Origin of the sequence: Bacteroides faecalis (assembly GCF_003865075.1) — a bacterium.
In the GTDB taxonomy this organism is placed as follows: Bacteria; Bacteroidota; Bacteroidia; order Bacteroidales; family Bacteroidaceae; genus Bacteroides; species Bacteroides faecalis.
In genome coordinates this window covers 146642-170819 of sequence record NZ_BHWB01000006.1, presented here as the reverse complement: position 1 = coordinate 170819, position 24178 = coordinate 146642, and the positions used below count along the sequence as shown (strand labels likewise).

The window sequence follows — 24178 nt, the reverse complement described above, 5'->3', positions numbered from 1 at the left end:
AAATGCAAATAACACGGATGATGCGGAGTTCATATTGGAACTCATCATCCGTGTTATTTGCATTTAAAAGATATATTATTGTGCATTTAATATAATGATAGCTTGATAATGAAATATTGATATTTTCGTTTTGTTTATATTTATCTTTTGAATCCTTTCTTATATGGCTTTGGCCAGATCTATAATAGCCCTTTAAATACGGTTTTTTCTTTTGCCTGTATTGATATAATACTATATTTATTATTTTTTATAGAAATGCTGTTATTTCGATTTATTTCTATTCGTAGATTAATTATGTTTCTATTATTAATTATTTCCTTTTTTATTTGTTTGTTTTGCGTTTTATATTTATATTTCTGATTATCCGTTTATGCACCTGTTATATTCGCAATTACTAGTCTGTCAAAGAGTTTGTCTCCAAAATACCGTCTGTTTAATTTGTAAATAAACTCGTTGAGATACAACTGTAAGTATTTCCTTTTGATTTTATGGTAGTTGCCCAGCAATGTCCGTTTTGCATTACTGATTGCGATATGCACCCATTTGAGTGTTTCCTTGGTGGTTTTGGCGTCTGATTTCTCGGTGACGTGCAATTCCACCAGATCGGAGATGTCAACGTAAGAAGTGCTTTTGTCCGAAAATACGATGGCATCATCCTCCATGCAGTCCCTGACCACGCCGTTGATTCCTTCACTTTGATGGCTATCCAGTACCCTGGCCTTGAAATAACGCACATGCTTCTCCTTTTTGCCCGTTTCGATATCTTCCAACGGGGTGCTTTCGGCCATCACCGCAACGTTCTGCTTTCCCTCGGCTCCCCGGCCACGTGTACCCTTGCCTCGCTCGATTTCCTTACTGGCCACCGAAAAGTAACCCTCATCCAGTTCTATCATCCCTTCCAGTGTATACCTTGCATCCCGGTTGCCCATCGCCCTGCGGAGTTTGTGTACCATCGCCCATACCGGTTCGTAACGCTTCAATCCTAATTGCTTCTGGAGTTCGTTGGTGGAGAATCCCTTTTTTGTGCAACTCATCAGGAACATCGTTTTGTACCACACCAGAAACGGCAGCTTGGAGCTCTCCATGATCGTACCGCTGCGCAACGAGGTGCGGAAACGGCAACCTTTGCATTCATAACTCCATTTACCCTGTAACCAATAATGGGAAGTGCCCCCGCATCGCTTGCAGACAACCCCTTCCTTATCACGCTGCTCCTTGAAATGCAAACGACAATCTTCCTCCGAACCGAAATGAGCCGTAAAACTGAATATGTTCATAATCCCTGCTTTTTGAGCGCTAATATACTAAAAATATTAGGTGTGTTTGCGGAGAATCAGATTTATATTTGTCGCAATGTAGCCTTGAAACGAAAATAGTTGCTGCTCGGTAACTTATTATATGATTATTAATTGTTATATCAAATATTGATAGCTATGAAAAATTTATGTTGTATTGCGCTTAAGATGGCGCTTCTTTTGGGATGTTTTTCTCCCTTTTTGATAGCATGCGACGATAATGATTCTGAAGGACCAAGTAAGTTGGAACCTATTGCTTTTAGTGAAAAGTATTTTGATAAGTTATCTACCCCCTTAACGGATGAATTAGTGTACAGTAAGGCTGTATATTTGAAACGTAATTCTGTGATACAAAGTATAGATGTTGCTAACGACGGAACAATTTATTATGTGCAGATTGCCGGAACAGACCAACATCAGTTGAATGTATTAAGAGGAGTACCCAATGAAACTAAACCGACAGATTGTATGGTGCTGGAGTATTTTGGTCATGGAACCAATATGGCTATTGAGGAGACAAATGGTGAGACTTATATTTGGATGGGAAGTCATGGGAATAAAGGCAGTGATGGTGAATATGGAGGTTCCCAAACCATTTGTCGTGTAAAATATGAAGCGGGTAAGGTTGTTCAATTAGCGGGTGGCGATATCTTTCATTTGAATGGAACTCGCAATATTCATCCGGCGGTAAATGCCGAGAAAGATTTATTGGGCATACAATATTCGAAAACAGTTTCAGGAGTAAATTCGCGTTTCTTTGTAGTATATCGGTTGAGCGAAGCAATGAAGCTATCATTGACTGATGTTAAACTGGATGCTTTAAAATACGGAGGAGAGACTTCGAGTGATATTGTTGAGACTTCGGTAGAATTGACGGTTAAAGCAAAAGAATTGTCCCAACTCAAGCCTTTATATAAATTTGCGGTCTCCGATGGACATGGAGGGGCAGTTGGTGAACTTTCTTTCCAAGGATATGATATAGACGAACAGTTCGTTTATTATTATGAAGGAATCGGTAATGATAATAAGGTCGATACTTCCTCGAAAGCTTATGTAAGCGTATTAGATAAAAACGGACGATTATCTGCTCGCAAGGAAGTGAATGCGATTAAAGATGTAGAGAAACTGGAAGAATTAGGATTGGCCGACAGAGGCTATATGGAGGCAGAAGGAATCAAAATCAAAGGAAATGCGATGTATCTTGGATTTGCTTCCAGACGGATGAATGGTAATTCAGACGAACGTTTAGCCAATGTCTTGAAATATACAAATAATTGATTGAAATTTCTTTTCAGTCCACAAAAGCCATCATTTAATATTAAACACTATGAAACATTTTTCTTTAATGCTACTCTTGTGGGGAGTGCTATTTACTGCATGTAATGACGATGTGACTCCTGAACTCACTGTAATTAAAGAGTACACTCTCACAGTAGTTGATAAAGCGGACATACCGGTAACTAAAGCTACTGTTAATGTCTATATGAGCCATAAACCGGATTTTCTGGTAATGAATAAAACGACGGATATTTTTGGTAAAGTACATTTCCTGAATTTGAAACCGGGAAATTATATGGTAACTGCAATGATAGGCGAGAACAAAGTGGCGCAATCAATTATACTGGTAAATACTGATAATTCGTTAAACCTCTCAACTTTGAAAGCTAATAATTACGTAGTGAAGACCTCTGATTATAAAATAATTGTTCAGAGCGATAGAGGTGCAGCGATTACGGAGCGAAAAGTGGATTTAGTGACTAAAGATGGAGGGATTATTTATAAATCAGGACTGACCGATACCAATGGAGAACTTGTTTTTGCAAAGGTTCCATTGGATAAATATTTGGTAAAGGTTTATGATGAAACAAATGATAATTATCTATTGACAGAAGAAATAGAAGTCGTAGAAGATATTGCTAAAAATGAATCTAACGTAGAGATTGTTAAGTTGGTACATAATTCGGATATTGTTATCACAGGTATGATGGTAGATCCGAAAGGAACGAATGACCCGGTTATAGGTAGCGTTTCCGGTGGTGGCTTTACTCATCCGGGAGGGTATCAGTATATACAACTATTGGCTTTGAAAGATATAGATTTTGGTGAAACTCCTTATTGTGTAGTTACGGGTAATAATGCAACCAGTCCGACCGATAAAACATATCCGGCTGCATTGAAGGGATGGGTACAGTCGAAGGGGCAAAATAATAAGACGACTTATCAGATGAATCTTACTGAAGGTAGCGTGAAGATGGGCGAATTCTTTTATGTTGGAGGTCTTTCTTATATGATAGCCGGTTATTATAACGACTGGGGTAGTCCGATGGTTGGGAAATCCAGATGGTGGGCTTTTGATTACCGTAATAAGAGAGGTTCGGAAGATAATGGTGCTTCTAAAGGTGGTTCGGGAATCTTTAATACGCTGAATAGTGATAAAAAAACAAATGTGCCCGATGGAATTGCTGTTTTTAAAGGGACACAGATCGACGAAAATGCGATTCCGCAAGATGTTGTTTTCTACGGTGGCGATTCTCCTATTCGTGAGGAAGACCGTTATCAGATTGCCGATAATGACCATTATCGCCGGGTATCTACTAAGGGCACTGAACAGTTCTTCTTCGGAGCCGGTACTAATAGTTGGTTTGCTAAGCAAGGTTACCACGATGATGGATGCTATATCATGATGGGAGGGGAAGTGACTCCGACCGAATGGTTGAAACCACGTACCGGAGTAGCTTATAAACTGAATGTACAAAATGGTCCGGAAAGTGTAAGCCTGGCAGATATAGAATCGAGAGAAGGGGTAACGGTGTTTGTTAATAAGTAAATCTGAAAATATGAAAAATATAAATCGGAATAGGGCTTGCCGTATAGTGGCAATCTCGTTAGTGTGCTGTCTGACAACATCTTCATGGGCAGATGAAGTGAAAACAGAAAATCTATCTGCTCGTAACGAATCCCAGGTGGTGTTGCAAAAACAAACCGTAAAAGGATGTGTCCGTGATCAGAATGGAGAACCGCTGGTGGGTGTAACTGTAAAAATACAGGGAACCTCTTTGGGAACCATTACCGATATTGATGGTAATTATAGTCTGCCTGTACCTAATGATCAGGTTAAAATAGAATTCTCCTATGTAGGATACAATACGGTACTGATGACTCCGGGAATTCGTAAAAAACTGGATGTGATATTAAAGGAAGATGTAAAGGCATTGGATGAAGTGGTAGTAGTAGGTTATGGCACCATGAAGAAACGCGATTTGGTGGGAGCCGTAGATCATATCAATTCAGATGCATTAGAAGGACGTGCGGCTCCTTCACTGACTCGTAGCTTGCAAGGACAAATACCTAACTTAAACATTTCGATGCGGGATGGTAAACCCGATCGTGGAGCCACTTACAATGTGCGTGGTACGACATCCATTGGAGCAGGAGGCAGTGCATTGGTATTAATTGACGGAGTTGAAGGGGATCCGAATAGTGTGAATCCTCAGGATATCGAAAGTGTATCAGTGTTGAAGGATGCGTCTTCGGCTGCTGTTTACGGTGCTCGTGGTACGTTTGGAGTGGTTCTGATTACTACAAAAAATGCAAAAAAGGGAGGTGTAAAAGTCGATTATAGCGGTAGTGTATCTTTTAGCCAACGTACTGTGAAACCTAAGCTGATAACAAACGGTTTACAGTGGACCGATGATTTTGTAGAGTCTTTTGTGAATAATAAAGGTACAATGCCTACTTCCATCAATAATATATTCCCTTATTCACCGGAATGGCACGAAGAGTTGCGTCGGCATAATGCCAATCCTGATCTGCCGGAAGTGCAGATTAATGAGAATACGGGCAAGTATGAGTACTATGGAAATACGGATTGGGATAAGTTACTTTATAAGGATGTGGTTTCGGGTACTGACCATTCTATGAGTATTACCGGTGGAAATGATATTGCCAGCTTTTATGTTTCGGGAAGATATTTCTTACAAGATGGTATTTATCGTCAAAACTCCGATGATTACAATCGTGCAAACTTTCGTGCCAAAGGTACGATTCAGATTAAGCCTTGGCTGAGTATTGACAATAACTTCGATATGATGCACAAGACTTATCATTATCCATTGATTTCGTATGATCAGACACTTACCGTTCAACGTAATATGGAACAACAAGGCTATCCGATGGCGGTACTCTATAATCCGGATGGAAGTCTGACATATAGTTCTGTATATTCCGGTGTTGGCGACTTTTATAGTAATAGCTCTTATCAGGATCAGACTACTTTGCAATATAAGAATACTTTTGGCGTGAACCTGACTCCGATTAAAGACATACTGAAATTTCGTGGTGATTTTACTTATGTCAATACCGCTTATAAGCGCAATCGTGTGATGAATTACGTGCCTTATAGCACCGGACCGGATGAATTTGCGGAAAAGGGAAAGAGTATTATGATGGATAATAAAGACGAGACCCGCTACATGGCTGCCAATATAAATGGTACATGGACACCGAAACTGGGAGATGACCATTCGTTCTCGATGATGGGAGGGTGGAATCTGGAGACTTCCAATAAGGATACTTTCTATTCTGAGAGAGATGGATTCTTATTTTCGGACAAACCTAATTATGATTTGATGGATGGTATTAACTATAAATTGGAACAGGGAGATAAGAACTGGGCATATGTTGGTTTTTTCTATCGGTTGAATTATGGATATAAGGGACGTTATTTGGTGGAAACGAGTGGGCGTTATGATGGCTCATCCAAGTTTCCGAGTAACCAGATGTGGGGATTCTTCCCTTCCGGTTCTTTGGCATGGCGTATTTCTGAAGAGAACTTCATGCAATCTACTCGCTCTTGGTTGGATAACTTTAAATTAAGATTCTCTGTCGGTACTCTGGGAAATGGGAATGTAGATCCATATATGTATTTGCCGACGATGGGAATTAGTAAGTCAAGTGTCATCATTGGTGACGGACAAGTGAATTATACTTCCTATCCCGGATTGATTCCAAGCAGTCTGACATGGGAAAAGGTAACTACGTATGATGTAGGATTGGATATGGATTTGTTTAAAAATCGTTTGACTTTAGGTTTCGATTGGTATCGTCGTAATACTACCGATATGTATACAGTAGGTCCTACTTTGCCGGATGTACTTGGAACAACCCAACCTAAAGGTAACTATGCCGATCTTAAAACAAAGGGATGGGAACTAACTATCTCTTGGCGAGACAACTTCAAATTGGCTGGCAGTGATTTCCATTATGGAGTAAAATTCATGTTATGGGACAGTCAAAGCTGGATAACTAAATATAACAATACTACCGGTAAGTTGAGTGATTATTATGAAGGATACCGCATAGGCGATATTTGGGGATATAATATTGATGGACTGTTTAGTAGTTATGATGAAATAGCCAATCATGCCGATCAGGATTATATAAAAATTTCGGATACCCGAATCTGGCAACCGGGAGATTTGAAGTTTGTCGATTTGAACGGAGATGGAAAAATTGACAAGGGAGCCGAAACACTGGCAGATCATGGTGACTTGACCATTGTCGGCAATGAAGAAGAACGCTATCATTATGGAATCAATCTGAATGCAAGTTGGAGAGGAATCGGTATTTCTGCTTTCTTCCAGGGAGTCGGAAAAAGAGACTGGTATCCGGGACAAGAATCCGGTTACTTTTATGGAAAGTACAACCGTCCTTATGGATATTCTTTGAAAATGCATGAGAATCGCTGGACGCAGGAAAATCCGAATCCTAATGCGTATTGGCCGCGTATGGTTGCCTATTCGTCAGAAAATGGTGGTCGTCCGATGGGGACTCCTAACAATCGTTATATGCAGGATGCTTCTTACTTGCGTTTAAAGGCTTTAACTATCGATTATTCATTGCCACAGGCTTGGGTAAGCAAATTAGGGTTGTCGGGTTTGAAGATCTATTTTACAGGCGAAAACTTGTTTACCTTCTCTAATATTTGCGAGAATTTCGACCCGGAAGTCATCAAAGGGGGAGATGTGGATTTGAAAGATCGTAAGGGAGAAGAGCAGGGATATAGCTATCCGATGCTGAAAACTTATACAGTAGGATTGAATGTATCATTCTAAACAAAGGAGAAAGATTATGAAAAAGATATATTTATATGCGGTAGCATTGGGAATGTTGGTTACATCGTGTGAAGATTTTCTGACCGAGTATCCGGGAAATAAAATAACGCCTGATGATTTCTTTAAGAATGAACGGGAAATCAATCTGTATGCAAACTCATTCTATCAGAGAGATATGCCCGGAACGGAGATTGCTTCGGGAGATAAAATATCGGATATAACAGCAGTTGTTTCAGTAGATAAGTATCTGACAGCAGGTTTTAGTCCGGCTGATCAAGGAGGCTGGGGTTGGAGCGATTTGCGTAATATTAATTATTTTATTGATAGAGTAAAGAAATCACCGGTCGATGAGGCTGTGAGAAATAAGTATTTGGGATTGGCAAAGTTTTGGCGTGCAAAGTTCTATTTCGAGAAAGTGAAAACTTTTGGCGGAGTACCTTATTATGATTATTGTCTGGCAGAAAATGATCCGGCATTGTACAAAGGTCGGGACTCTCGTGAATTCGTGATGGATAAAGTGTTGGAGGACTTGTATGAAGCTGTGAAATATAGTTCGGATACCAAGGATGAGACTTGTACGACAGTGACCCGCTATGTTGCATTGGCGATGAAAGCAAGGGTTTGTTTATATGAAGGTACTTTCCGGAAATATCATACGGAGATGAATTTACCCGATGCGGATAAGTGGTTGAAAGAAGCGGCTACGGCGGCTGAAGCTATAATGACTTCCCAAAAATATAAATTAGTGAATACCGGAAATCCGGAAACAGATTACCGCGCTTTGTTTACGGCAGAAAACCGTTCCGGAGTTCGGAAGATAATTGATGAAGTGATTTGGGCACAGGTATATGATACCGAATACCGTCGCTGGCACGATTTGACTTGGGCATATAACTCTGCAACAGCAGGTTCGCGATGGTCGCTCATTCGTCAGTTTGTCAATACTTACTTAATGTTGGACGGTAGTCGTTTTACGGATAAAGCAGGGTATAATGAAATGACCTTTCCGAATGAAGTGAAGAATCGTGATTATCGATTGAAACAAACGGTTAGAACTCCGGGATATAAGCGCTCAACAGGTGCGGTAGCACTACCGGATTTTGCGATTACATTGAATGGATATCATATGTATAAATGGAGTTTGGATAATCCTTTCTATGACGGACAGGCTGAAGCAACCAATGCGGTTCCAATTTTCCGTTATGCCGAGATTCTGCTAATCTATGCCGAAGCAAAAGCTGAATTGGGAGAGTTTACTTCCATTATCTGGGATAAAACGATTAAATTACTTCGTGAGCGTGCAGGAGTGATTGGCAAAGAACCGGAAATGGCGGATACTTATTTGCAAACAACTTTCTATCCGGGCATTTCGGATAAGTATTTATTGGAGATTCGGCGGGAACGCGCCATTGAGCTGATTGCAGAAAATCATCGGTTTGATGACTTGATGCGTTGGAAACGTGGAGACTTGCTGGCAGAGGATGCAATGCAATGGACCGGTATTTATGTGCCGGAATTGGGTAAAGGATATGATATGGATGGTGACGGAAAGGCAGACGTGTGCTTTTATACTGGAAGCAAACCGAGTATTCCGGGAGTTACTTTTGTTAAACTGTCTGATACCTTTACATTGACTGATATTGCTAATAATAAAGGTAACCTGATTTGGGCGAAAGGAGTACAAAGATCATGGGAAGACAAAAAATATCTGCATCCGATACCTCGGAATGTAAGAGTGGTTAATCCGGCTTTGGAACAGAATCCGAATTGGGGAGATTAACGAAAATATTTGTGCTTATTATAGTTAATGGTTGAGCCGGATTAACGCTCATTTCTTCTGTGAGAGAATAGATGAAGTGTTCCGGCTTCTATTTTATTTCAGTGAATGCTTAAAGGTATAAAAATGCCAAATATAAAACTCGGATAACAGAAGGCACTATCGAAGTGAAACTTTGTTCCCGTAGTTATTTCCAAGTTATAGTTTAGTTATTTGTTGAGTGGTGATGTTTCCCCCGAATCATGATACGATGTGATTTGGGGGATTTTGATTGTATAACTTTCTTCTATTCCGTTTTTTTTATTTTAATTTGCAATCTGAATCTAAAATAAGGCAAATCGTTATGCGTTATTCCGTTATTGTTCCTGTTTATAATCGTCCCGACGAAGTGAATGAATTACTTGAAAGTCTTACCAAACAGCATTTTAAGGATTTTGAAGTGTTGATTGTAGAAGACGGATCTTCCATTCCTTGTAAAGAGGTAGTAGAGTGTTACGCAGACCGGCTGAAGATTAGATACTTCTTTAAATCTAATTCCGGACCGGGGCAGACGCGCAACTATGGTGCAGAGCGTAGCGAAGGCGATTATTTTATTATATTAGACTCGGACGTTATTTTACCCGAAGGGTATTTTGAAGCAGTGGAGAAAGAACTCCAGACTTCTCCTGCCGATGCATTTGGCGGTCCCGATCGGGCACACGATTCATTTACGGATATTCAAAAAGCGATTAATTATTCGATGACCTCTTTCTTCACGACGGGCGGTATTCGTGGTGGAAAAAAGAAAATGGATAAGTTTTATCCCCGTAGTTTCAATATGGGTGTCCGTCGTGAAGTGTACAAAACTTTGGGTGGCTTTTCTAAGATGCGTTTTGGCGAAGATATTGACTTTAGTATTCGAATCTTTCAAGGAGGATATATTTGTCGTCTCTTTCCCGATGCCTGGGTATATCATAAACGCCGTACTGATCTAAAGAAATTTTTTAAGCAGGTTTACAACTCAGGAATTGCCCGCATTAATCTTTATAAAAAATATCCGGATTCACTGAAACTAGTGCATTTGTTGCCGGCTGTGTTTACATTAGGAGTGGCTCTATTATTGCTTGGTACTCCTTTTTGTCTGTTTAGTTTTACCCCAATTTTGTTTTATGCATTATTAGTATGCATCGATTCTACCATTCAAAACAAGAGTTTAACAATCGGTTTGTATTCTATAGCTGCTGCCTTTATTCAGTTAATAGGTTATGGTACCGGATTTTGGTTTGCATGGTGGCAGCGTTGTGTTCGGGGAAAGGATGAAGTTGAGGCTTTCCGCAAGAACTTCTACAAGTAATTTCAACTCTCTCCTAGAGATTTTTTTTCATAATTTTCCGTCACCATCACATAAATGAAGATAATGTATTAAGTATAAATGTATAAGCATGTGATGGATAGGTGTGATGGCAGTGTGATGGAAAAATAACCGTCACACTTTGTGTCTCCTGGTTTTGCTTGTCTGAAGTAGATATAAAAAACAAGCATTAGTTATATCGTTCTTATTTCAGTCGAGTTTTTCTATCTAAATATAGTACGCTGATAGTTTCATGCTGTGAAACCATTAGTTTCAAGTATTTGAAACTTTTGGTTTCACTATATGAAACAAGTAGTTTCACTCTATTGAAACTATTAGTTCCATGGGTTGAAACTAAAAGTTTCACTGTATGAAACCAATACTTTAAGCGGTTTATTTGTCTCATGTGCCTAAAGAAGAGAGACACCTCACGTGCCCCTCTTCCGTTAATGAGAAATTCTATCTTATAATACTATTGGATATTATTTATGATGAACGCCAATCGGTTGTTTATAATGGGGGGCATAATTCAGATTATAATATCTCCATCTTTCGAACTGTTGTTGCAACCTTTGGGTATAATCTTCCCAACTTCTGTTTTCTAAAAGAGTCCATCCAATCTCGGCTACTGCATTGGCGCGAGGATAAGTCATATACTCTACCATTTCCGGAGTACGGAGATATTCACTCCAGACATTGGCTTGTATACCTTTTATATGTGAAGCCTCTTCAGGAGTCAATTCATTGGGAATAGGATCGTAGCTATATGTCCATTCTAAAGAAGCTACCCGGCCGTTACCTAGAGGGGCTATATCCATATTTGTCTGATAATGATCCAGATATACATGCGTATTGGGAGTCATTATCACAGGATGACCTGATTTGGCTGCTGTGATACCAGCTGCAACGCCACGCCATGACATCAGAGTAGCATTGGGTGCTATTCCACCTTCCAGGATTTCGTCCCAGCCAATCAGTTTCTTTCCGTTATCATTGAGGAATTTTTCCACTCTTCTGATCACATAACTTTGCAGTTCATGTTCATCCTTCAAATTTTCCGCTTTCATCTTAGCCTGACATTTCGGGCATGCCTTCCAACGGGTTTTAGGACACTCATCTCCTCCGATATGTACATACTCACAAGGGAACAGTTCGAATACTTCTTTTAATATATCCTCAATAAACGGATATATCTTTTCGTTTCCGGCACAAAGAACATCATCATAAATGCCCCATCGGGTTCCTACTTCGTACGGTCCTCCTGTACAACCCAACTCTGGATATGTAGCCAGTGCAGCAAGCATATGACCCGGAAGATCGATCTCAGGAATAACAGTTACATACCTTTCTTTAGCGTATTGGACGATTTCTTTTATTTCCTTTTGAGTATAGAAACCTCCATAAGGTGTGTTGTCGAATAGGAGGGGGCCCTGAGCTGTATAACGGTTCTTTATCGTTTCTTTTCTCATCGAACCGATTTCCGTTAGTTTAGGATATTTTTTTATTTCGATTCTCCACCCTTGATCGTCAGTCAGATGCCAATGGAAGCGGTTCATTTTCTGCATGGAAAGCAAGTCAATATACTTTTTGATAAACTCTACCGGATACAGATGACGACCAACATCCAAATGAAGTCCGCGATATTCAAATCTGGGTACGTCCTTAATCTCTACGGCCGGAACATCCCAGGTACTGCAATCTTCCCGTTGTGAAGAGTAGATTTGGCTGGGGAGAAGTTGTAATAAGGTTTGGACGGCATAGAAAAATCCGGATGGCTCATTCGCTTCGATCTGAATATTCCTCTTGGTAGCGCGAAGTGAATAACCTTCTTTGCCAAGACTGGGGTCATTGGTCAGACTGAAGATGATGGCATTATTGTCATCTTTGGTTGTTTTGATAACGGGGAGTGTTAAGTTGGCAACTGTTCCTAATCGGTCAGTGAGGAAATGAAGAGGTTCTTTGGCTTTGGGGGTTCTTACGATAATACGTGTTTGTTTGTCGATGGTGAACCATTCTTCATTTTTGATGGGGGTAATTGAGTTGGGTTGGGGGATAATACATAATCTATTTGTAGGAATAGTACCTTCCAGATAAAGAGTACCGGGTATCCGGAAAGTGTATGTTAGTTGTTTCCCGTCCGTAAGTCGTGTATTCTGTACTTTTGCAGAAATCAAATATTCATATTGGTCGATTGGATTTCCTGTAAAGTAGATGATTGTTTCTTTCTTTCCGTCCAGAGACAGGGTGTTTTGTTCGGTTTGTAATCCGTCTGTCTTTTCGATGGAAAGCTTATATGGAAGACTACTTTTATTTGTGATGCTGACCATCAATTTATGATTGTTGCTGATCAGTCTGGAGTGTATTTCCAAAGAATTATCGATGAGTTTTTTTATCCATTGGGGAGCACCATAAAGCGTGTCGCAAGCATACTCAACGAAGCATTGGTCAATAATGGCGTTGCGGGTGTAGCCATCGCTGCGTTCACGAGCGAATACGAATGTAGTAATTGGATGATTTTTATAAGGGACAATTGATTTGTATTTCGATAAAGTATAGTTGCTCAGGGGGATTATTCCTTTATCGTTTGCTTGCTCAACCAATGTACGCTCGTTGGCAGTATAAATAGCATTGAAACCTGACTGAAGTGCATCTTCTATCTGTTGCTTGTCTTTTATTTTAGTATGAAAGTCACACCTCATTAAAGTGAAATCCATCAATTCCGGGATGAGAAGCGGATTATCTTTGGTTTGCGCATTGGCATAGGGAGTGATCAATAAGCAATACATTATAAATAATAGTATGCTTTTCCTGCTTGTACTTTTCATAATATTAAACTTTAAACGATTGTCTTTATTTTACTTTCTTTCTATTTGAGCTGCGAATATATTTAAAAAGAAAACAATATGAAATATTATTTTCTTTTATTTTCCTTTTTGTGGTAATATTAAGCTTGTTAAACGAAAGGAAATAAAAAGTTATGTACCAAATCTTTTTTTATAGTACATATTTCTATAATAAAGGTTACCTTTGTAGAGCTAATTTTATAAGAATGGAAGTTAAACACAAACTATCCATCAATCAATGGGCACTGGAGGACCGCCCACGCGAGAAAATGATGGAAAAGGGAGCAGCTGCCTTAAGTGATGCGGAGCTACTTGCCATATTGATAGGCTCCGGAAATACTGATGAAAGTGCTGTCGAACTGATGCGCCGAATGTTGCTTTCTTGTGATAACAATCTGAATTCGCTAGCAAAATGGGAAGTGAAGGATTATTCCCGTTTTAAAGGGATGGGACCGGCAAAGAGTGTAACCTTAATGGCAGCTCTTGAACTCGGCAAACGGAGGAAGTTGCAAAATATCAAAGAACGGACTCGAATAACCCGCTCGAAAGACATTTATGCTATTTTTCAACCTATCATGTGTGACCTGGAACAAGAAGAGTTTTGGGTCTTATTATTGAATCAGGCTATCAAAGTGATAGATAAGGTGCGTATCAGCACAGGGGGGATCGATGGAACTTATACCGATGTGCGCACTATTCTTCGGGAAGCAATCTTGCAAAGAGCTACACAAATAGCAGTTGTACATAATCATCCTTCGGGCAATTCCCGTCCGAGCCAAGCGGATAAAACTTTGACGGAATACATCCGTAAGGCTGCTGATACAATGAACATTCATTTGATAGACCACGTTATTGTTTGTGAAGATAAGTTCTATAGTTTTGCTGACGAAGGACTGCTCTGAATAAATTTATTCTTATATTTGCAATGTATTAAAAAGAAAGCCCTATGGAAAAATTTGAAATAGAAGAAAAGATCGTGGCAATGCTGAAGACTGTATATGACCCGGAGATCCCGGTAAATGTATACGATCTCGGTCTTATTTATAAGATCGATGTAACCGACGAGAAAGATGCTATAATCGATATGACTCTGACTGCTCCCAATTGTCCGGCTGCTGATTTTATAATGGAAGACATCCGTCAGAAGGTGGAATCAGTGGAAGGAGTACGTTCTGCAACCATTAATCTGGTGTTTGAACCGGAATGGGATAAAGACATGATGAGTGAAGAAGCCAAGTTGGAACTTGGATTCCTCTAAATAAGTATTATCTTTGAGAAATAATCCCTTTTGCTGATTGTAATAAGGAAGCGGTAGCTTCTATATGTTTAGTAACTAGTAATTTGTAAAATAGATGAAGAACGTTTATTTCCTTTCCGATGCTCATCTTGGTTCGCGGGCAATAGCTCATGGGCGCACTCAGGAACGGCGTCTGGTGAATTTTCTCGATAGTATAAAGCATAAAGCTTCTGCTGTCTATTTGTTAGGAGATATGTTCGATTTCTGGTATGAGTTCAAGTTGGTTGTTCCCAAAGGATATACCCGTTTTCTTGGAAAAATATCCGAGCTTACAGACATGGGTGTGGAAGTGCACTACTTTATTGGTAATCATGATATCTGGTGTGGCGACTATTTAACCAAAGAATGTGGAGTCATCATTCATCGTGAACCACTAACTACCGAAATTCATGGGAAAGAGTTTTATCTGGCTCATGGCGATGGTCTGGGTGACCCGGATAAGAAGTTTAAAATCCTTCGCAGGATGTTCCACAGCCAAACGTTGCAAACATTATTCTCCGCTATTCATCCCCGATGGAGTGTTGAGCTGGGACTGAATTGGGCAAAGCATAGTCGTGAGAAACGAACCGATGGGAAAGAACCTGAATATATGGGAGAGAATAAGGAATTCCTGGTGCTCTATACGAAAGAATATCTGAAAAATCATCCCAATATCAATTTCTTTATTTACGGGCACCGGCATATTGAATTGGATTTAATGTTAAGTGTGACTTCCCGTGTGTTGATTCTGGGAGATTGGATCAATTATTTTTCTTATGCAGTGTTCGATGGTGAGAATCTCTTCTTGGAGGAATATATAGAAGGGGAAACACAGGTTTGATTTTTACTGATTAATATAGGATGTGCCAATTGTTTGACGGGTAATAACCGCGTAACAATTGGCACATTTTTCTATCATCTAACGGGACTTGCCTGTAAATTATTTCTTGGATACCGTCACTTTGGCTTTCACTTTATTAAAGTATAATTTGATGGTGTAAGTACCATCTTCTGTTACTTTGAAATTTCCATCGTTACCAGTCTCAAAATCTCCATCTACAGTATCGGTGGCAAACTGATTAGCCCAACCTTTATCATTATCGGCACGAATCTTCCATTCATTGTCAGCTTTCAAATCTAAAGTGGCAGTTAAGTAATAAACTCTGTTGCCTGAAGTATCCGATTCGTAAGCTAAAGTCATAGGTGTATCACTCGTTGTTCCCCAGTTATTGTGTGTGCCGCAAACGCCCCATGTATCTACTGAAGCTTTTGCTGACAATTCCAACGTCTCTTTATTGAAAGAGAATTTGTAAGAGAACTTATTATAACATGAAATGTTTCCCGTACCGGTAGCCAGCGTGATGGCAGCAGGATTCTTTATATCCACTTTGTCATATCCCCAACTGGTATCCCATGAAGCTTCCGGAGAAATTTTCCACCCGTCTGCTGCTTCGTTTCCGAAGACGATCCAACCTTCATATTTGCCATCGTCATTGGGAGAATATAACAGTTGGCATTGTTTAAATGAGTTGTCCGGATCTCCCCATCCACAATATTTGCCGGGGAGATATACTTTCGGATATTCGGACTCACCAATGAATGGCGTGATTTGTGCGGATTCTACATTTGAATAGAAAGAATCTGTAGCTTCCGAGATGGAGGAAGAAATACGGAATTCAAATTCATACGGTTGTACCGCTACTTCCATTCCATACGATTGAAGTAGTTTAGCTATTTTATCATTCAAGTTTTTCGTCGTTATGGCATAAGGACCTTTGTCCGGGGAAGAGTACAAGGTAGTAGCACTTCCAAAGTTCTTGCCTTTTAGATCCATTTGTAAAGCGTTGATGATTTTAGCTTGGTATCCGGTTTGAGGTTTTGTCCAGTTAAACTCTATTGCGGTGGATTGAACTTTGTTTACATCCAGTGTATAAGTACCGGCTACACCGGACAGTACAGCCGGAGTTACTTCACTTTCGTTGTAATATACTTTATTCAAATCACTGTCGCAGGCACTGAATGCGAACAGTGCGCAACAGATGGCTGATATATTTCTTAATATTTTCATAGATGTAAGTCGTTTTTGTGATTAATAACCTTCATTTTGTTCCAGTTTTCCGTTTACACTCATGTCCGAAACAGGGATAGGGAACAGGTTGTATTTGTCCTTGACACCTACACCGCTGATTACACCGCCTTTGGCCGGCCAGGTGTAAGAAGAGGAGGTATATTGTCCGAAACGGATTAAGTCAATCCTACGGACACCTTCCCAATAAAGCTCACGTCCTCTTTCATTCAATATATTCTGGTAGCTGTCGGCTTTTAACCAGTTTGCATCAATAGGGGTATGTTTCGTGTCGCCATAAGCACGATCACGTAGTTCGTTCACATATCCCACTGCAATGTCTATATTACCGCCTTCACCTCCACGCGCAACGGATTCGGCGTACATCAGATAAACATCAGCCAAACGGAAGAGTGGGAAATCGGTATCCACCCACAGCACATCCTGTCCCGGATTTCCTTCACTGGTCAGGTTGGTAAACTTGATGGCTCCCCAGCCTTCGGTATCAAAGTTACCTATTACGCCTGTTGTTATCTGGTAGTTACACTTACCGTTGTAGTCATCGAAGATACCCCGTTTGTCTACTATTTCACCGGGCTTGCGGTCTGCGTTATTTTTAAACTCGAACAACTCAACCAAGTTCTGTGTACTACGGAAAACACTCCAGCCTTCACGTACTCCACCACCTGCTTCTTTGCGTGAGCCGACAATAAGAGCTGTCATTCCCCAGGATTGCGTTTTCTTGCCGTCGAATATAACCGGATAAATGATTTCTTTCAGCGTTTCAGGATTTTCTCCGTTGTCGGCTTTGAACAAATCGGCATAGTTCTTTGCCAGAGAATAATGCGGGATGATACGTTGGCAAGCGGCAATACAATCAGTGTATCTGGGTTGTCCGGTATAAACTTCGGCATTGAGGTACATACGTGCTAGTAAAGCGTCTGTTACGGTTTGGTCGGCACGTCCGTACTCTGTGCGGGTGGCAGGTAAGTCCGTTCTGATGGCATTCAGTTCACTTTCAATCCAGTTGAATAGTTCCGAACGTGATAGTTGCGACGGATTAAGTGAATAGTTCTTCTCTGTGATAAACGGAGGTCTGCCGAAAGCGTCCATCAGTACGTAATATGCCAGTGCACGGTTGAAACGTGCTTGTGCAGCGTAGCTTTTTCGGTCTATCTCTGCGGGGGCATGGTCAATGTTCTTTAGGAATTCGTTGGATAGTGCGACAATGAACATACAACGTTGGTACACACCTTCTATCACTTCATTTTTGCTGTTACTCCATGTCAGTCCGTTGATTTCACTTACCCAGTCTTCATTAGAAGCATTTTTGCATTCGTCGGTAGTTTGCTCCTGCATGGTCCACCAGCAGCGCATTAGTACCGTTTTACCTCCATCGAGATCCGCAATGTCGGAGTCACTTCCGTTCTGTCCCGAAAGTGCCCAAACAGAATATATTTTATTTAATCCTTTGGTGTAACTTGCCGCATCGGTATAAGCTCTTTCCCCTGTTACTACAGTGGAGTCTAATGGCTGTACATCCAAATCACCTATGCAACCGGTGAAACAGATGAGGCAAGATACTACGATAGCTACTATATAATATTTCTTTTTCATGATATTCAGGTTTTTAGAAGTTAAGATTGATACCTACATTGAATACACGAGGACGAGGCCACATATTGCCATCTATGGCTGAGACTTCCGGGTCCAAACCACTATATTTGGTAATTGTAAACACATTCTGTACCGAAGCACTGATACGTCCCGACAGGCGGTTGGTGAACAGCTTTTTGAATGAATACCCCAATGTGATGTTGTCCATCTTGAGGAAGGAAGCGTTTTCGAGGAATAAATCACTGGCTCCCTGTTCCGTACTGTTGATCTTGGTGAATCCGGTTTTATAGATTCCTTCGTAATAGTTTACTAAGAAACCTTTGCCGCCATAATTGTTGGTGGTACTGTTGCCTGCGGCAAGAGCATTAAAGACATAGTTACCGAAGTTGGCACGCAGATTGAAACCAAGATCCCAGTTGCGGTAGGTAAACTCTGAACTCAATCCCATGAATACTTTTGCCATCGGGCTTTTTCCTGTCAGATAACGGTCTGCTTCTGTAATATTCCCATCACCGTTACGGTCTACAAAGGCATTCTGAATAGGTTTCCCGTTTTTGTCATATACCTGCTGGAAGAGGTAGAAAGTATTAGGTTTCTGGTTGATCTGATGCTTTTGATTGGTTCCGGCGTTGATACCTTGATATTCCGGATTGTAGTTGGCGGTAAGTTTGATGATCTTGCTGTCATTCCAGGTTACGTTATAGCCCAGATTCCATGAGAAATCTTTGCTTTGTATAGCCATTGCGTTGATATTGAACTCAACCCCTTTATTTTTCATTTCACCTACATTAGCTGTAATCTGGTTGGTGAAGTTGGTTCCTGCCGGTGCACTGACCGTATTCAGCAAATCTTTGGTATGCTTCTGGTAATATTCGAGGCTACCGTTGATGCGGTTGTTCAGGAAACCGAAATCAATGGCGAAGTTGTAAGTGGCTGTCTGTTCCCATTTCAAGTCGGGGCTGTAGCCGTTGGGTTTCAGTAGTGTCGTACCTAAATAAGTATTATTGGGGTTAGTACTGAACGAATAGGTAGTCAGGTATTGGTAGTCACCAATTTCTTGCTGGCCGGTGACACCATAGCCTATACGGAGTTTTAATTTAGATAACACGTCCTTTGTGGCTTCCATAAAAGCTTCGTCACTTACCGTCCATGCTAATGCTGCCGAAGGGAATAATCCCCAACGGTTGTTTTGGGAAAAACGGGAAGAACCATCTCGACGCAAAGTTGCAGTAAGCAAATAGCGACCCATAAAGTTGTAGTTCAGACGGCCGAAGAAGGATATCAGGTAATTTTCGTAAGGGATACGACGGTGGTCCTTACGGATGTATCTACCTTCCCCCTGATCATATACATAACCTTCTTTGTCTCCTTCACTTCCATCAGTTGGGTTAGAATAGGTGATGTCATGGTTAGCATAATAGAAATGTTGCCAAGAGTAACCTGCCATTACGTCGATATGGCTTTTGATGGATGTGATATCTTTGGTATAGTTCATATAGAAGTCCAAAAGATGGTTGCGACGTAGATTATTCCAAGTGTTGCCTCCTCCCAAGCTGGGGAAATTGGTGTCTTGAACACTCTGGATGGAACCGGGCAGCACAAAATTACGTCCAGTCGTTTGGGCGATGTCATAGCCTAGGTTCAAGTTGGCATGCAAGTCTTCCAACCCATGAATCTTATAATCTAGTTGGATATTTCCTAAGCTGCGGTTGGTCTTTCCATTGTTATCTTTGTCATATAATAAAGACAGCGGGTTGTAAGTTGCTACTGATTGAACAGCTCCCGGGACTTCCGACCAGTTCCAATAACCGTGATAATTTCCACTTTCTGTGTACATCGGCTTTGTAGGATCGAAGAAGGCAGCAGCACCTACCGCTCCCGAATCGGCAAAACGGTTTTTGTTGATCGTACCTTTTACGTTGATGTCCACGCTCAAATGTTCCTTAAAGAATTTAGGGTTGAGGTTGATTGCAGCTGTATACCGTTCGTAGGTAGAGGTTTTGAGTGTACCGCGTTCGTTATTGTAGCCAAGGCTGACACGATAAGGTAAAATACCTGTTTTACCGGAGATGGCAATATTCTGGTCAGTACTCAAACCTGTCTGATAAATGGCATCTTGCCAATTGGTAGATTGATTGGGATATTTGTTTAATATATCATTTATAGTATTCTCTTGCGAAGTTCCTTCGTACTGATTGACTAACACTTCACGAAACTGATCAGCATTGAGTGTCGGTACACGTTGATAGGCGTCTTTCACTGTGAAACTGCCGGAGTAGGAAATCTTCACTCTATCTTGTGAACCTTTCTTGGTAGTAATGATGATGACACCATTGGATGCACGTGAACCGTAGATAGCGGTGGCCGAAGCATCTTTTAGAACGGTGAAAGTCTCAATATCATTGGGATTGATAGTAGCCAATGCGTTAGGAGTACCCGGAGCGGCGTCATTAGAAGTGGGAACACCATCAATCACGATCAACGGATCGTTGGAGGCATTCAGTGAAGCTCCACCCCGGATGCGGAGTGTAGAACCTGCTCCCGGACTACCATCGCCCGGAGCAACGAACAGTCCCGGAACTTTGCCCTGAATCAATTCTTGTGGTGAAGTAACAGCGCCACGATTCATGTCTTCTGCTTTAATAGCGACTACAGAACCACTTAAATCACTCTTCTTTACTGAACCGTAACCAATGACGACGACATCATTTAAAACCTGGCTATCGTCTTCGAGGATAACTGTTACAGAAGGAGCAGCTTTTACTTCTATAGGTTTATAACCGACAAATGAGATAGAAAGTATGGCATCTTTGGCAGCATTCAGTGTAAAGTTACCGTCGAAGTCGGTAATCGTACCTGTTGTAGCACCTTTGATGATGATATTTGCACCAATCACCGGTTCTCCTGTAGTATCTTTCACATGCCCCTTGACAGTGACTTGCTGTGCATAGACACCTAGTGATAAGAATAACCCTACTAATATGGGGAGAACCATTTGGTAAATTCTGAAATTAAATTGCTTCATGTATTCTTATATTTAAAGTTTGCAGTATAATAATATGTGCATATCCTTAAAAACATCTTGTTATAAATACCTATTGAAAACGTATCTTGTTGAAGAGCTCAATTTATACTAAGTATATTATCATAATTAATTTATAGCATTTGTCATTCTGAGCGTAGTGAAGAATCTTTTCTCAGTTTACATACAAAGAGGAGGTGCTTTGCTATGCTCTGCATGACAGGTAGTATAAGATAATTAGATGTTAGTATTCAGTTTTTTTAATCCTTTGCTCTCTGAATTATCTTTTACCTCTTTAATACTGATTGCATATCCTCCACCATTAGCTGCACGCAAGTTCAGTTTGCTCTTACTTGTCAGGATTCCTTTTTTGATGGTGTATGCTTGTGGGTTTTCTTTCCAGTCAGCGTCTTTGGCATCTGCATAAACTGTGGCGATGTACTGTTTACCCGGAGTCAGGAAGTCGAATACTAGTTCAGAAGTATGACCGTTTTCACCAGCTGTACAACCGACATACCAATTGTCAGTACCTTTTGCTTTACGAGCGATAGTGATGTATTCTCCCGGTTCAGCTTCCAGATATTTGCTTTCATCCCAGTCCATGGCAACATCTTTGATAAATTGGAAAGCGTCCATAAAGCGTTCATAGTTTTCGGGAATATCGGCGGCCATTTGCAAAGGGCTGTACATCGTGACGTACAAAGCCAACTGGCGAGCGAGTGTTGAACGTACCTGGGAATTATTGTCCGGGTTCATTTTGTTACAATGAGTCTCGAAAATACCGGGAGTGTAATCCATCGGACCACCAACCAATCGTGTAAAAGGTAGGATCGTAGTATGATACACTTTATTACCTCCGAATGATTCATATTCGGTTCCACGTGCCGATTCGTTGCCGATCAGGTTGGGATAAGTGCGGCAGATACCTGTGGGACGAGTTGCTTCGTGTGCATTGACCATGATTTTGTAGTCGGCAGCTTTGGTTACTGCATACAGGTAGTGATTGTTCATCCACTGTCCGTAATGGTGTTCTCCACGAGGGATCATGTTACCGACATAACCGCTTTTTACAGAGTTGTATCCATTGTCTACCATAAACTGGTAAGCTTGATCCATGTGACGTTCGTAGTTGCGGACAGATGCGGAAGTTTCGTGGTGCATCATCATCTTGATACCTTTACTTGCGGCATAACGGTGAATTTCCTGTACGTCGAAGTCAGGGTAAGGAGTAACGAAGTCGAAAACATAATCTTTGCTGTTGCCAAACCAGTCTTCCCATCCTTCATTCCATCCTTCTACCAATACTGCATCGAATCCATGAGTTGCTGCAAAGTCGATGTAACGTTTTACATTGGCTGTATTGGCTGAGTGTTTGCCATTTGGCTTAGTTTTTGAATAATCTGTTTCACCCAATTTCACACTGGTCAGTTCGTCAGTATAAGCCCATGAACCTTTTCCGGTGATCATGTCCCACCATACACCGATGTATTTAACCGGTTTTACCCAAGATGTATCTTCAATTTTGCAAGGTTCGTTCAGGTTTAATGTGATTCGGGAAGCGAGGATATTGCGTGCATCATTGCTGACGATAACAGTACGCCAGGGAGTGTTGCAGGGAGTCTGCATATAACCTTTATCTCCTTTTGCATCGGGTGTCAGCCATGATTCGAATATCATGTTCTTATCATCCAAATTCAGATTCATACAAGAGTAATCGATCAGGGCTGCTTCATGAAGATTGATATATAAACCATCGTCTGTTTTCATCATCAATGCGGTTTGTACACCTGTTGGTGAGAATGGTGTTTGCGATGTGTTGGGAGTAATGGCTTGTTTCATCAAACCTCTGATTTCAGATAGGCGGGAGATCGTATAATCATACTCTTGTGTATCATAGTCGCCCGGTATCCAATAAGCGATATGGTCACCTGCCATTGTGAATTGAGAATGTTCCTCTTTTATCACGAAGTAGTTCAGTGACTTCTGCTGCGGAAATTCATAACGGAAACCTAATCCGTCATTGAACAAGCGGAAACGTAGAAGCATGGAACGGTCATTGGCTGGTTGATACAGGGTTACTGCCAGCTCATTGTAGTGATTGCGTATTTCTTTTTCTTCCCCCCAAACCGGTTGCCAGGTTTCATCGAAAGTAGAACTTTGGGTATCTTTCAATTCAAATCCGTTATAAAGGTTTGTCTTTGAATCGAGTGTATTCATATCTCTGCGGTCTACCCAGTCGAAGTCTGTTTTAGTCGCATTCTCTTTTTTCAGTTCCAAACCTAATTTACTTGGTTTGATAACTGCCTTTTCATTGTAATTCAATTCGTACGTTGGTGCACCTTCTTTATCTAATTGGAAGGTCATTACCAGATTTCCATCCGGTGAGGTCAGTTTCTGTTGTGCATTCGCAATAAACGAAATGCAGAGTAAGGCAATAGTTAATAAATTCTTCTTCATTTTATTTATGGTATTAAATTATAATTCAACTCTTAATGATCGTTTTCTAAGGTCTTGTAGGGTGTTTTTAGCCCGCTTGTTAAGTATTAATAGTCTACTTCTCAGCTATTAATAGTCTATAGATCAGTTATTAATAACTGACAACTCAAACTATTAATAGTCTACATCTTGATTATTTGTATCCTTAAAAATAGCTTGTGGCCGTCTCAAAAGATCGCTTGGTGCACTTATAAAAATTGAAGGTTGGTAAATTAGGAAACTTCGCTTTTCTGGTGCTTTGTGTTAGGTATACCGCAAATGTAGATAGTATATTTTCTGTTAGAATTGACTAGAGAGAAAATATAAGTATATATAAGATTCAATTATTTGATATATAATGTATT

The 24178-nt window shown here is 40.6% G+C and carries 14 protein-coding genes; 8 read left to right on the top strand and 6 right to left on the bottom strand.

Features of this window, described 5'->3' with window-relative positions; all coding sequences use genetic code 11:
- Nucleotides 1–368: 368 nt before the first annotated feature.
- Entirely contained in the window at nt 369–1277 is a 909-nt protein-coding gene (locus tag EJF25_RS12345) for an IS1595-like element ISBbi1 family transposase (protein WP_005807145.1), read from the bottom strand.
- A 156-nt stretch (nt 1278–1433) separates the two neighbouring features.
- Here EJF25_RS12345 and EJF25_RS12340 point away from each other — a divergent pair, with 156 nt between their 5' ends.
- The 5 genes from EJF25_RS12340 (at nt 1434) to EJF25_RS12320 (ending at nt 10518) form a co-directional block, all read left to right on the top strand.
- Nucleotides 1434–2573, top strand: a complete 1140-nt coding sequence (locus tag EJF25_RS12340) for a phage baseplate protein (RefSeq protein ID WP_235016793.1) — start codon at nt 1434–1436, stop codon at nt 2571–2573.
- A 49-nt stretch (nt 2574–2622) separates the two neighbouring features.
- The gene (locus EJF25_RS12335) at nt 2623–4122 is read left to right on the top strand and encodes a carboxypeptidase-like regulatory domain-containing protein (RefSeq protein ID WP_125041390.1); all 1500 of its coding nucleotides are present in this window, start codon (nt 2623–2625) and stop codon (nt 4120–4122) included.
- Between the two features lie 10 nt (nt 4123–4132).
- Nucleotides 4133–7408, top strand: coding sequence for a SusC/RagA family TonB-linked outer membrane protein (locus EJF25_RS12330; RefSeq protein ID WP_125041389.1), 3276 nt, complete (start codon nt 4133–4135; stop codon nt 7406–7408).
- Between the two features lie 16 nt (nt 7409–7424).
- Entirely contained in the window at nt 7425–9188 is a 1764-nt protein-coding gene (locus EJF25_RS12325; RefSeq protein WP_125041388.1) for a RagB/SusD family nutrient uptake outer membrane protein, read from the top strand.
- Between the two features lie 340 nt (nt 9189–9528).
- A complete protein-coding gene (locus tag EJF25_RS12320; protein WP_125041387.1) occupies nt 9529–10518 on the top strand; it encodes a glycosyltransferase family 2 protein in 990 nt (329 codons plus the stop codon).
- Nucleotides 10519–10997: 479 nt separating this feature from the next.
- Here the strand turns inward: EJF25_RS12320 and EJF25_RS12315 are convergent, their stop codons facing one another.
- Nucleotides 10998–13340, bottom strand: a complete 2343-nt coding sequence (locus EJF25_RS12315; RefSeq protein WP_125041386.1) for a beta-N-acetylhexosaminidase — start codon at nt 13338–13340, stop codon at nt 10998–11000.
- Nucleotides 13341–13564: 224 nt separating this feature from the next.
- Between EJF25_RS12315 and radC the strand changes: the two genes are divergently transcribed.
- The 3 genes from radC to EJF25_RS12300 all read left to right on the top strand — a co-directional run bounded on the left by radC (nt 13565) and on the right by EJF25_RS12300 (nt 15475).
- The gene (radC, locus tag EJF25_RS12310) at nt 13565–14260 is read left to right on the top strand and encodes a RadC family protein (RefSeq protein WP_125041385.1); all 696 of its coding nucleotides are present in this window, start codon (nt 13565–13567) and stop codon (nt 14258–14260) included.
- Between the two features lie 44 nt (nt 14261–14304).
- Nucleotides 14305–14616 (top strand): metal-sulfur cluster assembly factor, encoded by a 312-nt coding sequence (locus EJF25_RS12305; protein WP_125041384.1) that lies wholly within the window; start codon nt 14305–14307, stop codon nt 14614–14616.
- Between the two features lie 94 nt (nt 14617–14710).
- Nucleotides 14711–15475, top strand: coding sequence for a UDP-2,3-diacylglucosamine diphosphatase (locus tag EJF25_RS12300; protein ID WP_125041383.1), 765 nt, complete (start codon nt 14711–14713; stop codon nt 15473–15475).
- Between the two features lie 99 nt (nt 15476–15574).
- On the opposite strand, the gene EJF25_RS12295 is transcribed toward EJF25_RS12300, so the two are convergent.
- The 4 genes from EJF25_RS12295 to EJF25_RS12280 all read right to left on the bottom strand — a co-directional run bounded on the left by EJF25_RS12295 (nt 15575) and on the right by EJF25_RS12280 (nt 23795).
- Nucleotides 15575–16702 (bottom strand): SusE domain-containing protein, encoded by a 1128-nt coding sequence (locus EJF25_RS12295; protein WP_125041382.1) that lies wholly within the window; start codon nt 16700–16702, stop codon nt 15575–15577.
- 21 nt (nt 16703–16723) lie between these two features.
- Nucleotides 16724–18316: a RagB/SusD family nutrient uptake outer membrane protein gene (locus EJF25_RS12290; RefSeq protein ID WP_125041381.1), complete on the bottom strand. Its 1593-nt coding sequence runs from the start codon at nt 18314–18316 to the stop codon at nt 16724–16726.
- A 13-nt stretch (nt 18317–18329) separates the two neighbouring features.
- Complete coding sequence (locus tag EJF25_RS12285) at nt 18330–21341, bottom strand: SusC/RagA family TonB-linked outer membrane protein (protein WP_125041380.1); 3012 nt, start codon at nt 21339–21341, stop codon at nt 18330–18332.
- A 234-nt stretch (nt 21342–21575) separates the two neighbouring features.
- Nucleotides 21576–23795: a glycoside hydrolase family 97 protein gene (locus EJF25_RS12280; RefSeq protein ID WP_125041379.1), complete on the bottom strand. Its 2220-nt coding sequence runs from the start codon at nt 23793–23795 to the stop codon at nt 21576–21578.
- Between the last annotated feature and the right edge of the window lie 383 nt (nt 23796–24178).

Coding starts and splice junctions, on each gene's coding strand:
- EJF25_RS12345 (WP_005807145.1), bottom strand. CDS start 1,277: ATGAACATATTCAGTTTTACGGCTCATTTCGGTTCGGAGGAAGATTGT.
- EJF25_RS12340 (WP_235016793.1), top strand. CDS start 1,434: ATGAAAAATTTATGTTGTATTGCGCTTAAGATGGCGCTTCTTTTGGGA.
- EJF25_RS12335 (WP_125041390.1), top strand. CDS start 2,623: ATGAAACATTTTTCTTTAATGCTACTCTTGTGGGGAGTGCTATTTACT.
- EJF25_RS12330 (WP_125041389.1), top strand. CDS start 4,133: ATGAAAAATATAAATCGGAATAGGGCTTGCCGTATAGTGGCAATCTCG.
- EJF25_RS12325 (WP_125041388.1), top strand. CDS start 7,425: ATGAAAAAGATATATTTATATGCGGTAGCATTGGGAATGTTGGTTACA.
- EJF25_RS12320 (WP_125041387.1), top strand. CDS start 9,529: ATGCGTTATTCCGTTATTGTTCCTGTTTATAATCGTCCCGACGAAGTG.
- EJF25_RS12315 (WP_125041386.1), bottom strand. CDS start 13,340: ATGAAAAGTACAAGCAGGAAAAGCATACTATTATTTATAATGTATTGC.
- radC (WP_125041385.1), top strand. CDS start 13,565: ATGGAAGTTAAACACAAACTATCCATCAATCAATGGGCACTGGAGGAC.
- EJF25_RS12305 (WP_125041384.1), top strand. CDS start 14,305: ATGGAAAAATTTGAAATAGAAGAAAAGATCGTGGCAATGCTGAAGACT.
- EJF25_RS12300 (WP_125041383.1), top strand. CDS start 14,711: ATGAAGAACGTTTATTTCCTTTCCGATGCTCATCTTGGTTCGCGGGCA.
- EJF25_RS12295 (WP_125041382.1), bottom strand. CDS start 16,702: ATGAAAATATTAAGAAATATATCAGCCATCTGTTGCGCACTGTTCGCA.
- EJF25_RS12290 (WP_125041381.1), bottom strand. CDS start 18,316: ATGAAAAAGAAATATTATATAGTAGCTATCGTAGTATCTTGCCTCATC.
- EJF25_RS12285 (WP_125041380.1), bottom strand. CDS start 21,341: ATGAAGCAATTTAATTTCAGAATTTACCAAATGGTTCTCCCCATATTA.
- EJF25_RS12280 (WP_125041379.1), bottom strand. CDS start 23,795: ATGAAGAAGAATTTATTAACTATTGCCTTACTCTGCATTTCGTTTATT.